At 53.2% G+C, this 12,868-nt stretch carries 13 protein-coding genes; 2 read left to right on the top strand and 11 right to left on the bottom strand.

Going from position 1 to position 12,868, the window contains the following annotated elements:
* Positions 1–48: 48 nt before the first annotated feature.
* The 6 genes from LX66_RS12785 to LX66_RS12760 form a co-directional block, all read right to left on the bottom strand.
* Complete coding sequence (locus tag LX66_RS12785; protein ID WP_145713966.1) at positions 49–828, bottom strand: L-fucose dehydrogenase; 780 nt, start codon at positions 826–828, stop codon at positions 49–51.
* Between the two features lie 21 nt (positions 829–849).
* Entirely contained in the window at positions 850–1,677 is an 828-nt protein-coding gene (locus LX66_RS12780) for an amidohydrolase family protein (RefSeq protein WP_145715688.1), read from the bottom strand.
* Between the two features lie 8 nt (positions 1,678–1,685).
* Positions 1,686–2,015, bottom strand: coding sequence for an L-rhamnose mutarotase (locus LX66_RS12775; RefSeq protein ID WP_145713963.1), 330 nt, complete (start codon positions 2,013–2,015; stop codon positions 1,686–1,688).
* Between the two features lie 37 nt (positions 2,016–2,052).
* Positions 2,053–2,910, bottom strand: coding sequence for a fumarylacetoacetate hydrolase family protein (locus LX66_RS12770; RefSeq protein WP_145713960.1), 858 nt, complete (start codon positions 2,908–2,910; stop codon positions 2,053–2,055).
* A gap of 83 nt (positions 2,911–2,993) precedes the next feature.
* On the bottom strand, positions 2,994–3,740 hold the full coding sequence (locus LX66_RS12765) for a hypothetical protein (protein WP_145713957.1): 747 nt from the start codon (positions 3,738–3,740) through the stop codon (positions 2,994–2,996).
* A 36-nt stretch (positions 3,741–3,776) separates the two neighbouring features.
* Positions 3,777–4,559 carry an SDR family NAD(P)-dependent oxidoreductase gene (locus LX66_RS12760; protein WP_145713954.1) on the bottom strand — a complete coding sequence of 261 codons (783 nt, stop codon included), beginning with the start codon at positions 4,557–4,559 and terminating at the stop codon, positions 3,777–3,779.
* Between the two features lie 112 nt (positions 4,560–4,671).
* On the opposite strand from LX66_RS12760, the gene LX66_RS12755 reads away from it, so the two are divergent.
* Positions 4,672–5,403: a M15 family metallopeptidase gene (locus LX66_RS12755; RefSeq protein ID WP_145713952.1), complete on the top strand. Its 732-nt coding sequence runs from the start codon at positions 4,672–4,674 to the stop codon at positions 5,401–5,403.
* A gap of 31 nt (positions 5,404–5,434) precedes the next feature.
* Here the strand turns inward: LX66_RS12755 and LX66_RS12750 are convergent, their stop codons facing one another.
* The 5 genes from LX66_RS12750 to leuC form a co-directional block, all read right to left on the bottom strand.
* Entirely contained in the window at positions 5,435–6,940 is a 1,506-nt protein-coding gene (locus LX66_RS12750) for a 2-isopropylmalate synthase (protein ID WP_145713948.1), read from the bottom strand.
* 105 nt (positions 6,941–7,045) lie between these two features.
* On the bottom strand, positions 7,046–8,125 hold the full coding sequence (gene leuB, locus LX66_RS12745) for a 3-isopropylmalate dehydrogenase (RefSeq protein WP_145713945.1): 1,080 nt from the start codon (positions 8,123–8,125) through the stop codon (positions 7,046–7,048).
* 62 nt (positions 8,126–8,187) lie between these two features.
* On the bottom strand, positions 8,188–8,787 hold the full coding sequence (leuD, locus tag LX66_RS12740) for a 3-isopropylmalate dehydratase small subunit (protein ID WP_145713943.1): 600 nt from the start codon (positions 8,785–8,787) through the stop codon (positions 8,188–8,190).
* 29 nt (positions 8,788–8,816) lie between these two features.
* Positions 8,817–9,563 carry a methyltransferase domain-containing protein gene (locus LX66_RS12735; protein WP_145713940.1) on the bottom strand — a complete coding sequence of 249 codons (747 nt, stop codon included), beginning with the start codon at positions 9,561–9,563 and terminating at the stop codon, positions 8,817–8,819.
* Between the two features lie 118 nt (positions 9,564–9,681).
* Complete coding sequence (gene leuC, locus LX66_RS12730) at positions 9,682–11,079, bottom strand: 3-isopropylmalate dehydratase large subunit (protein ID WP_145713938.1); 1,398 nt, start codon at positions 11,077–11,079, stop codon at positions 9,682–9,684.
* A 216-nt stretch (positions 11,080–11,295) separates the two neighbouring features.
* Between leuC and LX66_RS12725 the strand changes: the two genes are divergently transcribed.
* Complete coding sequence (locus LX66_RS12725; protein WP_145713936.1) at positions 11,296–12,849, top strand: hypothetical protein; 1,554 nt, start codon at positions 11,296–11,298, stop codon at positions 12,847–12,849.
* Positions 12,850–12,868 lie beyond the last annotated feature (19 nt).

Raw genomic sequence — 12,868 nt, 5'->3', positions numbered from 1 at the left:
ATGAATAATTTAGTGGTTTATTATTTATCACTTCTTACTTCTCACCTCCTATATCGATCTGTCCAGGTGCGTATACCCGCCATCCACATAAACGATCTGCCCCGTGGTGTGGGAAGATTGTGCGGACAAGAGGAAAACGGTCATAGCGGCAATCTCCTCGGAAGTGGTCATCCGCTGCTCCAAAGGTATTTTGGATACGATAGCAGCCAGCTTCTCCTTGGGATTGGGCAGGGAATTGATCCAGGTTTCATACAGCGGCGTCCATACCTCCGCCGGTATCACGGTATTCACGCGGACGGAATACGGCAGCAGCTCCACCGCCCACTCGCGGGTGAGCGCATTGATAGCGCCCTTGGAAGCGGCATAGCCGGAGGTGTTGCCCTGCCCGGTAGTGGCCACCTTTGAGCCGATATTCACAATGTTGCCCTTGTTGGCTTTCAGGTAGGGCAATGCATAATGGGCCAGGTTGTAATAATGCGACAGGTTCTTTTGCAGGGATGCCATGAACTTTTCCGGGTCGCCGTTTTCCAGGCCTACGCCGTCGTTCACACCGGCATTGTTCACCAGCGCGTGTATGGTGCCAAACTGCTGCACGGTAGTGTCTATTACCTTGCGGCAATCTGCTACCTGCCCCAGCTCGGCCTGGATGGCAAAAGCCCTGCCGCCGCTGCTTTGGATGGCGGCCACTGTTTTTTCGTTATCCGCGGCGTTCCTGCCGGCAATAACTGTAATGCCGCCTTCTGCCGCTACCAGTTTGGCAATGGCTTCCCCGATGCCTTTGGCGCCACCGGTTACAATGATCACTTTATCTTTTAATCCCAGATCCATAGTTAATACGTTTTAATAGCGTTACAATTTGTAAAATGCGGTGGCATTGCCACCCATGATGGCGGCCTGTTCGGCTGCGCCCAGGCGGCTGATATAATCCGTGACAATACCTTTTACCTGCGCATACTCCGCCGCCACCAGGCATACCGGCCAGTCGGAGCCGTACATCAGGCGTTGCGGCCCAAAAGCGTCCAGCACTACGTCCAGGTAGGGCGCAAAGTCCGCCGGTTGCCAGCGCTGCCAGTCGGCCTCCGTTACCAGCCCGCTTATTTTGCAGTACACATTAGGTGACTGCGCAATGGCGCGCATACTTTTTTCCCACTCCGCGATATCGCCGGTCTTGCAATAGGGCTTGGCCATATGATCGATCACCAGGCGCTGCAACGGGAACCGCTGTACGAATTTCTCCGCAGCAGGCAGTTGTATGGGATATATCAGTATATCGTATGTAAAATCGTAGGAGGCCAGCGCCTGTACGCCTTTGCAAAAATCCTCCCGCAGCAGGAAATCGGGATCAGGCTCCCCCTGTACAATGTGACGGAAACCTTTCAGCTTGCCGGCCCCGGCATAGCGCTCCAGCTTTGTGGCCAGGTCCGGTGCGCGCAGGTCTGTCCAGCCTACCACGCCTTTAATAAAAGGATGAGCGGCAGCAAGGTCCAGCAGGAACTGCGTTTCCGTTTCAGACTGGTCAGCCTGTACGGCCACGCAACCGTCCACCCCGTTCTGCTCCAGCACAGGCTGCAGGTCCGGCGGCAGGAAATCCCGCTGGATCACTTTCATATCGTCCGTGATCCAGGCATCCTTTACCGGGTGATACTGCCAGAAATGCTGGTGGGAATCTATTATCATATCAGTTCTCATAACGAAAATACCTTATCCGCCTTCACCCATTTCTGTCCCGGCGCCGCAATGGGCAGGGCTTCCTGGTACTTCCACATGAGCTGCTCCCATTCCTGTACTTTGGGGTTGGCAGCATCAGCGGCGGCTTTCTTTTCCAGGGAAAAAGTGTCGTTCACCTCCATGACCAGGAACAGGCGGTTCATGACGCGGTATATTTCCATCCGCTCAATACCGCTGTCCCGGAGGCTTTGCAGTATTTCAGGCCATACCGCCTCGTGGTATTTTTCATATTCTGCTATCAGTTGGGGATCATCTTTCAGATCCAGCGCCAGACAGTAACGTTGCATGGAATTTACAAATTTAATGGTCAATAAAACAGGCTGCTTATTCGGGCTTCCAGGCCACTGCCTGCTGGCGGGAGGTGCCCAGGCCGTCAATGCCCAGCTCCATCACATCGCCTTCTTTAATATATACCTGCGGGTTCATACCCAGGCCTACGCCGGCGGGCGTACCGGTAGAGATCACATCGCCGGGCAGCAGGGTCATGAACTGGCTGAGATAATGCACCAGGAACGGTACTTTGAAAATGAGGTTGGCCGTGTTGCCGTCCTGCACCATTTTACCGTTCAGGCTCAGCCAGATGCGCAGCTTGTTTACATCGCTGATCTCGTCTTTGGTCACCAGCCAGGGGCCCAGGGGAGCAAAGGTATCGGCGCTTTTGCCCTTTACCCACTGCCCGTTGCGCTCCAACTGGAATTCACGCTCGCTGTAGTCGTTATGCAGCGCATAGCCGGCCACGTAGTCCATCGCATCTTTCTCTTCCACGTAGGAGGCCTTTTTGCCGATCACTACGGCCAGCTCCACTTCCCAGTCCGTTTTTTTGCTGTTCCTGGGTATCACCAGGTTGTCATCCGGTCCTACCAGTGAAGAGGTGCTTTTAAAGAACACGATCGGTTCCGTGGGCAGTTGCATATTGCTCTCCTTAGCGTGGTCTGCATAGTTCAGGCCAATGCAGATGATCTTGGAAGGACGCTGCAGGGGAGGCCCCAGGCGTACGCCTTCCGGTATGCGGGGTGCGCTGCCGCTGTTGGCGGCCCACCACTGGGCCAGGCGTTCCAGGCCGTTGGCAGCAAAAAATTTCTCTCCGTAATCCTCTCCGAAAGCGCTTACGTCAAAGCTGCCTTCCGCTGTAACTATGCCCGGTTTTTCCTCGCCCGGTTGTCCGAATCGTATCAGTTTCATCGTTGATAATTGTTCATTTAATTATTGCGTTGGTGAATAGTGAAAGGTGAATCTTTTCACTATTCACCTTTCACTATTCACTATTAAAATACCCTTCCTACTTCCGTGAGCTGCAGGTTGCCATCCCGCACCCTGATATCCAGCACGGCGTCAAACCCGTCGTCTCGGCGCAGGCCGAATATGCAGTGGTCTGCTTCGCCGGTGAGCTGTATCATGGGCACATAGCCTTTGGGCACGGCCAGCGTTTGCCGCCTGTTCACACCGCCAAACTCGGTGTACAACGTTACAGAGTCCTCGCTGGTGGCCGGTTCCAGGCGCACGATAAAATCCGCGATGATCTTGCCCGACTGGAGGTTTTTCTGGTAGCTTTCCGTCAGCTCCTTCTTCGCGCTGATCTTACCCAGGCCCAGCTCACCTTCCGCGTAGTGCCACACGGCAGCCGGCGGCGTGCCTACCTGGAATATCTGCAGGTCGCCATCCTCTTTCTGGCTGGCATGATAGTAACGGGTGGAGCGGTTCTGCTTCAGCACACCTATGTAGCAACTGTTGGGCTTGTCCCATACAGTACGGTACAGGTCTTCCTTATCCACATCTTTCGCCAGGGGCAGGTCGAATGATTTTTCTACTGCCTGGTCGCCTATGGTAAAGTGTATCTTTACCTGCTGCGTATCATTTTCGTGTGTAAATGACACTTGTATGGTGCCCGCCGGTTCCGCCGGGGTTAATTCAGCACCGGCTTCCTGTTCGGTGGCGGGTTTTGTGCCTGACTGGCAGGCCGCCATGCCCAGGGCAATGGCTGCGGCTAATACTGCTTTCTTAAAATATTGCATGATGAGAACTTATAATATCCTGCAAGATAAGCCGTATCAGTTATTCAATTTCAGAAAACCGCCATCAATCGGGTAATCGCAGCCGGTAACGAAGCCCGCCTGGTCGGAGCACAGGTACAGCGACAGCCAGGCTACCTCGTCGGGCCTGGCCATACGGCCGATGGGTTGGGTCTTTGACAGTTTTTCAAACATCTCCTGTTCCCTGCCGGGATAGTTCTTTTGCAGGAACCCGTCTACAAACGGCGTATGCACCCGCGCGGGCGATATGCAGTTGCAGCGGATATTATCATGTATATAATCTTTTGCTACAGAAAGGGTCATGGTAAGCACGGCGCCCTTGCTCATGGAATAGGCGAAACGGTCCGGGATACCTACACTGGACGCAACAGAAGCCACATTCAGGATCACGCCGCCGCCCTGCTCCTTCATCTGCCCGATCACTGCATACATGCAGTTGTAGGTGCCTTTTACATTTACCTGGAACACGCGCTCAAAATCCGCTTCGGAAGTAGTTTCCAGCTTGCCGATGTGCGCAATGCCGGCACAGTTCACCAGTATGTCGATACGGCCGGATATGGCCTGTATGGCGCCCATGATCTTTATCACCTCTTCCTGCATGGCTACGTTACAGGCGTGCACCTGCGCCTGTCCGCCGGCTGCTTTGATCTCCTCTACCGTACCTTTCCCGCCATCCTCGTTCAGCTCTATAATATGCACAATGGCGCCCTGCGCAGCAAAGCACCTGGCTACCGCCTGGCCAATACCGCTGCCGGCGCCTGTCACTACGGCCACCTTGTTATCTAACCGGAATAAGCTCATACTTCCCTATAGTTTTAAGGGTTCTAAAATACCGATTAAAACCAGGGTATTACAATTGTTTTTTAACTGTATTGTATACTTTCTTCACTATTTTTAAGAAAATTGAGTAAATATGAAGCAATCCATGCACATATATGCCGGTATCCTGCTGCTGCTTTGCTACTGCCGGCCGGCCTTTGCGCAGGACATCCCCCTCAACCAGTACGGACTCCCCATCGTGAACAGCGCAGCCCTGTACCGGCAGCAGGCCGCGGCAGACAGCAACCTGCGCATGGTGGACATTACCCGTTACATACCCGGTATCCGCACGGATATCCGGTACGCCACGCGCAATAACTTCACCCACCAGGTATTGTACAAACACCCGAAAGTATTATTACGGCTGCCGGCCGCCAAAGCATTGAAAGCGGTACAGGAGGAGCTGCGGGAAAAAGGACTGGGCCTTCAAATATTTGATGGCTACCGGCCCTATCATGTTACGGAAAAGATGTGGGAAATAGTGCCGGACGACCGCTATGCGGCAGACCCGCGCAAAGGCAGCGGGCATAACCGCGGGATAGCGGTAGACCTTACGATCATTGAACTGGCCAGCGGGAAAGCAGTACCGATGCCTACCGGCTATGATAATTTTACGGAGCAAGCGCATTACACTTATGTGCCCGCAGATACCATGGTGCGCAACAACCGCACACTGCTGCGCAGCATCATGGAAAAGCACGGGTTTGTAGCGCTGGAAACGGAGTGGTGGCATTTTTACCTGCCGGATGTGGAGCAGTACCCGTTGATGAATGTAGGATTCGGGGAAATAGGAAATAGGAAGCAGGAAGAAGGAAGTATGAAGTAGGATGCCTGCTTCATACTTCTTATTTCTTACTTCAATATATCTTATTCAGTGCGTCCACATATGCATTCACGGATGCATTCACAATATCAGTAGAGTAGCCGAAACCGTAGTAGGACTGGCCATTGTATTTCACGCGCATGTTCACCTTGCTCACGTCCTCGCTGCCGCCATGCATGGCCTGTATGCTGAACTCATCCAGGTCAATATCATCCTTGATGATCTCGTGGATGGCGTTAATGGTAGCATTCACGGGACCGTTGCCGGCTGCACTGGCCTCTTTTTCCTCGCCGTTGATCTTCAGCTTTACGGTAGCCATGGGCCGCAGCGGATCGCCGCATACCACCTGCAGCAACATTAATTTAATGGCTTTGTCCACGTAGTTCTTCTCATCGCCGTCACCCATCAACTGCTGCAGGTCCGCATCGCTGATCTCTTTTTTCTGGTCGGCCATTTCCAGGAAGCGCTGGTACACTTCATCCAGGTTTATTTTGTCCAGCTTGTAGCCCAGGCGCTCCAGGTGGTGCTTCAACGCATGCCGGCCGCTGCGCGCGGTCAGGATAATAGAGTTGGTAGCAATCCCTACATCTTCCGGGTTCAGTATCTCGTAGTTCTCGCGGTGCTTCAGCACACCGTCCTGGTGAATGCCGGAGCTGTGCGCAAAAGCGTTGCGGCCCACGATGGCCTTGTTAGGCTGCACGGGCATACGCATCATGGTAGATACCAGGGTGCTGATACCGTAAATATGTTTGGAATTGATGTTGGTGTGCAGGCCCAGGCTGTGGTGCGTTTTCAGGATCATGGCCACTTCCTCCAGGGAAGTATTGCCGGCGCGCTCACCGATGCCGTTGATGGTGCATTCCACCTGGCGGGCGCCGTTCATGATACCGGCAATGGTGTTGGCAGTAGCCAGGCCCAGGTCATTGTGGCAATGCACGGAAATGATGGCCTTGTCAATGTTGGACACATGGTCCATCAGGTACTTGATCTTGGCGCCGTACTGGTCCGGCAGGCAGTAGCCGTTGGTGTCCGGTATGTTCACCACGGTAGCGCCTGCGGCTATTACGGCTTCCACCATGCGGGCCAGGAACTCGTTGTCCGCACGGCCGGCATCTTCTGCATAGAACTCCACATCGTCCACAAACTGGCGGGCGTATTTCACGGCGTCTGCCCCGCGTTTCAATATCTCTTCCCGGGTGCTGTTGAATTTATACTTGATATGCATATCGGAAGCGCCGATACCGGTATGGATGCGCTTGCGTTTGGCAAAGCGCAGGGCTTCTGCTGCAGCATCGATGTCCTTGGTATTGGCACGGGTCAATGCGCAGATCACCGGTTCGGATACTGCCTTGGAAATTTCTACCACGCTCTGAAAATCGCCCGGGCTGGAAATGGGAAAGCCCGCCTCGATAATATCCACCCCCAGCGCTTCCAGCTCTTTGGCCACTTCTATCTTCTCTACTGTGGTAAGCTGGCAGCCCGGCACCTGCTCTCCGTCACGCAGGGTGGTATCGAACACATATACACGATTATTATCCATAGTTGCGGTTTTAATTAATTAATAATTAATAATGAAGAATTAATAATTGTAAGGCTGGTGCTTCAATGAAAGACTTGTGTTGCGAATATTATTAATTCCTAATTATTAATTCAAATTTTCAAGCACTTTAGCGCCCATAGCATCGGTACCCATGATGAAGCCGTTCTCCGTATGCTTGTTGGCAATGTCCATGGTACGGAAACCCTGGCGCAGGGTGGCTTCCACAGCTTTGATCACGCGCTGGGACTCGGTCTTGAGGCCGAAGGAAATGTCCAGCATCAGCGCGGCGGACAGGATGGAGGCCAGCGGGTTGGCAATGCCTTTGCCGGCAATATCATGCGCAGAGCCGTGTATGGGCTCGTAAAAACCGGTGGAATCGCCTACGGAGGCGGAGGCCAGCATGCCCATGGAACCGGCTATCTGCGAAGCTTCATCGGTGAGGATATCACCAAACAGGTTACCCGTCAGCACCACGTCAAAGCGCTTGGGGTCCTTGATGAGCTGCATGGCGGCATTGTCAATGAACATATGTTCGGTCTCCACATCGGGATATTCTTTGGCTACTTCCTGCACTACCTCGCGCCACAGGCGGCTGGCTTCCAGCACATTGGCCTTGTCTACGGAGCATAGCTTTTTGCGCCGGGTGCGGGCCGCTTCGTAGGCCTTGCGGGCAATGCGCTCCACTTCATAGCGGTGGTAGATCATCAGGTCGGAAGCCGTATTGCGGTCTTCGGTCCTTTTCTTTTCACCGAAATACACGTCGCCGGTCAGCTCGCGGAAGAAGAGGATGTCTGCTCCCCGTAGTATTTCGGGTTTTATGCTGGAGGCTTCCAGCAGTTCGTCAAACAGCTTGATGGGTCGCAGGTTGGCGTACAGGCCCAGCTCCTTGCGGATCTTCAGCAGTCCCTGCTCCGGCCTTACCTTCAGGGTAGGGTCATTGTCGTATTTGGCGTGACCAATGGCGCCAAAGAGGATGGCATCGCTTTTCCGGGCTTTTTCCAGCGTTTCGTCCGGCAGGGGCTGGCCGGTAGCTTCAATGGCTACATGCCCCATGGTACCTTCTTCAAAAGTGAATTCGTGCTTAAAGTTCTGTGCAATGGCGGATAATACTTTTTGTCCCCAGGCAGTTACCTCTTGCCCTATTCCGTCTCCCGGAATTACGAGTATCTTTTTGCTTACTCCCATTTAGGTCTGTTTGTAGTTTGTATTTGCAGGCGGCCGTTTATAAAGGCTGCAGCGGTTGCGTGTTAAAAGTTGAACTCCCTGCCGGCTTCGTACTTTTCAATTTCCTGGCGCAGGCTTAAGAGGTAGTCAATATCATCGTAGCCGTTGATCAGGCAGGCCTTTTTATACGGGTTGATGTCAAAATTCTCCTGCGCGCCGGTAGCCACGATCTTAATGAACTGGGCTTCCAGGTCTACTTCCAGTTGCGCGTTGGCATCCGCCTCTATGGCGCTGAATACCTGCTGCAGGAAATCATCGCTTACCTGTATGGGCAGGATGAAATTGTTCAGCGCATTGTTCTTGAAGATGTCCGCAAAAAAGCTGCTCACCACTACCTTGAAACCATAGTCGGCAATGGCCCAGGCGGCGTGCTCGCGGGAGGAGCCGCAGCCGAAATTCTTGCCGGCCACCAGTATCTCTCCTTTGTACCGGGAATCGTTCAGTACAAAATCCGCCTTGGGCTGGTTATCGGCGTCGTAACGCCAGTCGCGGAACAGGTTTTCCCCGAAGCCCTCCCGGGTGGTGGCTTTCAGGAAGCGCGCCGGGATGATCTGGTCCGTATCAATATTTTCAATAGGCAGCGGCACTGCCGTGGAGATCAGGTGTTGAAAGTTCTTCTTCATATATACTATGCGCTGTGTGTACTTTAATGTTATTGTTTTACGGCCGCAATGCGCAAACGCACATAATCGGCATACCACTTCCCGTTGCGGAAATGGGTGGGCCGCAGTATTTCCTGCGCCTGCTGTAAAATGGCCCGGCGCTCTGCTGCTGGCACGTTCTCAAAGAAATGATCGCCGAACATTTCAAACCACTCTATGATCGCATTGTCCGGGTCAGCCAGCTCGGTAGCACGGTCAAAGCAGTGCGCCTGCTGTATACGGAAACCGTACTTTTCCAGGATGGAGGTATACTCCCCTACGGAAGGAAAGTACCAGAACGGCCGGTACTGGCGGCCGTGCTGCTGCATGGCCTTTTCCAGCGCCTGCAGCAGGCTGCTTACATTGCCCTGTGCACCCATTTCCAGCACCAGGCGGCCACCGGGCCGCAAATGCTGGTACATGCGTGCGGCTACGGCTTCCTTGTCCAGCATCCAGTGGAGGGCCGCGTTGGAAAAGATCGCATCAAACTGCTCCGGCAGGGAAAAGGAGGCGGCATTGGCCACTACAAATTCCGCCTGCGGAAAGCGCTGCTGCGCACCGGCGATCATAGACGCCGAGCTGTCCAGGCCCGTTACCTGCGCGCCTGTAGCCGCCAGCCGGGCAGTAAGCTCGCCGGTGCCGCAGCCCAGGTCCAGTATCTTTTCACCGGCCTGCGGTTGCAGCCATTCAATAAGGCTGTTGCCATACTGAAATACAAAGGCGTGTTTGTCTCTATAGAGATCGGCGTTCCAGGACATTATTCCGTTTTTTAGAATGAAAAATCCTGAATGTAAAATTTCAAATGTAAAAGGGAATACAGCGATGCCAGGTATTTTACTTTTACATTTTACATTTAAGGTTTTTCATTTTACATTCTTAAACCAGTTCCCTCACATCAGCTACTTTACCCGTAATAGCCGCTGCTGCTGCTGTTAGCGGGCTGGCCAGGAAGGTGCGGGCATTGGGACCCTGGCGGCCTTCAAAGTTGCGGTTGGAAGTAGAAATGCAGTACATGCCGGCGGGCACTTTATCCTCGTTCATGCCCAGGCAGGCGGAGCAGCCCGGTTCACGGAGCTGGAAGCCGGCCGCTTCAAATACCTTGTCTATCCCTTCTTTTTTAGCCTGGGCTTCCACCTGTTTGGAGCCCGGCACGATCCACACCACCACGTTGTCTGCCTTGCGCTTGCCTTTTACAAAATCGGCCACCATGCGCAGGTCTTCTATGCGGGAGTTGGTACAACTGCCAATGAACACGTAGTCCACCGGCCTCCCCAGCAGGGCGCTGCCCGGCTCCAGGGCCATATAGTCGAGTGATTTTTTGAAAGAGGGCCGTTCCTTGTCCTCCACCTGCTCCAGCGCGGGAATGTGCTGGGTAATGCCCATGCCCATACCAGGGTTGGTGCCGTAAGTGATCATCGGCTCAATGTCCGCGGCGTCAAAGCGGAGGGTCTTATCAAACTGGGCATCTGCATCGGAGTACAGGGTTTTCCAGTACGCCAGCGCTTTTTCCCAGTCTGCCCCTTTGGGTGCGAACTCCCTGCCTTTAATATAGGCGAAGGTGGTCTCGTCCGGGGCGATCAGGCCGCCGCGGGCGCCCATTTCAATGCTCATGTTGCAGATGGTCATCCGGGCTTCCATGCTCAGGCTGCGGATGGCTTCCCCGCAATATTCCACGAAATAGCCGGTAGCGCCGGAGGCGGATATCTTTGAAATGATATATAATATAATGTCTTTGGACACCACGCCTTTCTTCAACTGACCGTTGATCTCGATCTTCATCCGTTTGGGACGGTACTGCAGGATACACTGGGTGGCCAGCACCTGCTCTACCTCTGAAGTGCCGATACCGAATGCCATGGCCCCGAAAGCGCCGTGCGTGGAGGTGTGGCTGTCGCCGCAGACGATGGTCATACCCGGCAGGGTGATGCCCAGCTCCGGGCCTATTACGTGCACAATGCCCTGGTAAGGATGGCCCAGGCCGTACAGCTCCACCCCGAATTCCGCGGTGTTCTTAGTGAGCATCTCTACCTGGTGGCGGCTCAGCGCTTCCTTGATAGGCAGGTGCTGGTCAATGGTAGGTACGTTGTGGTCTGCCGTGGCTCTTGTTTTCCGAGGACGGAAAACGGGGATCCCCCTTTTACGCAGCCCGTCAAATGCCTGGGGGCTGGTTACTTCATGAATAAAATGCGTATTGATGTACAACGCATCCGGGAAACCGGATTTGCTTACCACCACGTGGCTGTCCCAGATCTTATCGACTAATGTTCTTTTCATAAAAATTCCTGATTCCAAGTACCAAATCCCAAAATTCAAACCCGGCTTCCTTTGGATTTTGGAACCCGGAATTTGGGATTTTGTTAGATTTACTACCAAATCTAATGGTCAATAGTTAATAGCCATATCGTTAAATTTGCCATAATTACGATCCGTAAGATCGGATGGGAACATTTAATCTGTTGAAAAACAATTATTTACAAGACTTTATTAACGATGCCCAACAGTCAGCATGACGCTTTATTCATATTAATAAAAACGCTAACAAAAGCAGAAAAAAGGAACTTCCAGCTCGCTTTCAACAAGAATAACACGAAAGAGGATGTACTGTTCATCCAGTTGTTCAACACACTGGACAAAATGAAGGACTATGACGAGGAACAGATCCTGAAAAAGATCCCTGCCATCAAAAAGCAGCAGCTCAGCAACGTTAAAGCCCACCTGTACAAGCACCTGCTTACCAGCCTGCGCCTGCTTTACAAGCAAAAAGACCCGCTGATAGACCTGCGCGAGCAGCTTGACTATGCCCGGGTGCTCTATAATAAGGGATTGTACAACCAGAGCCTGAAGCTGCTGTCCAAAGCCAAGAGCATGGCCATGGAGCAGGAGGAGGTGATGCTGGCCTATGAGATCGTGGAGTTTGAGAAGCTGATAGAGTCGCGCCACATTACCCGCAGCCTGGAGAACCGGGCGGATGAGCTGAGCGAGGAGTCCCGGCGTATAGAGCTGCAACTGACCAGCATTAACCGCCTCAGCACCCTCTCCCTGCGCCTGTACGGCCTGTACCTGAAGCTGGGCCATGCCCGCAATGAAAGGGACGCGGAGATGGTGAAACACTTCTTTGAAGAGAATGCGCCCCATGTAACGCAAACCCACATGAGCTTCTATGAGAAGATATACCTGTACCAGGCGTATTGCTGGTATTACTATATCCTGCAGGACTTTGTGATGTATTACCGCTATACGCAGAAATGGGTGAACCTGTTCAAGGAATACCCCTCCCTGCTGAGAACGGACGTAGACATGTACATCAAGGCCATGCACAACCTGCTGACGGCCCACTTCTACACCATGAACGACGACAAGTTCATTAACGTGCTGCAGGAGTTTGAAAGTTTTATCAACTGCCAGCAGGAATCCTTCAACGAAAACACCCGCACCAGCGCCTTTGTATACCTGTACACGGCCAAAATAAACCGCCACTTCCTGGAAGGCACCTTCAGCGAGGGGCTGGCCCTGGTGCCGGAGTTGGAAGAGCGCATTGCGGAGCACCAGCTAAAAGTGGACCAGCACCGGGTGCTGGTGTTCTACTACAAAATAGCCTGCCTGTACTTTGGCAGCGGCGATAATAACAAAGCCATCGTGTACCTCAACAAGATCATCCACCTGCGCATCGGCAACCTGCGGGCAGACATACAGTGCTTTGCGCGCATCCTGCACCTGATAGCGCATTACGAGCTGGAAAACTACAGCCTGGTGGAATACCTGATCAAATCCGTATACCACTTCATTTCCAAGAACAAAGACCTGGGGCAGATGATGGAGGAGATCCTCAAATTCCTGCGCAAGAACATTTACGCGCATCCCAAAGCCCTGCGCAATGCTTTTGCCGACCTGAAGGAAAGACTGGTGCAGATATCCCGCAACCCTTACGAGCGCCGCTCCTTCCTGTACCTGGATATTATTAGCTGGCTGGAAAGCAAGATAGAGGGCGTGCCGGTGCAGGACGTGATCAGGAGAAAATTCCTGCACAAGGAGCCGAGGATATAGGCCTGTATTGCTTATATTC

The organism is Chitinophaga japonensis (assembly GCF_007830125.1).
Taxonomy (GTDB): Bacteria; Bacteroidota; Bacteroidia; order Chitinophagales; family Chitinophagaceae; genus Chitinophaga; species Chitinophaga japonensis.
This window is presented reverse-complemented; position numbering and strand designations above follow the sequence as displayed.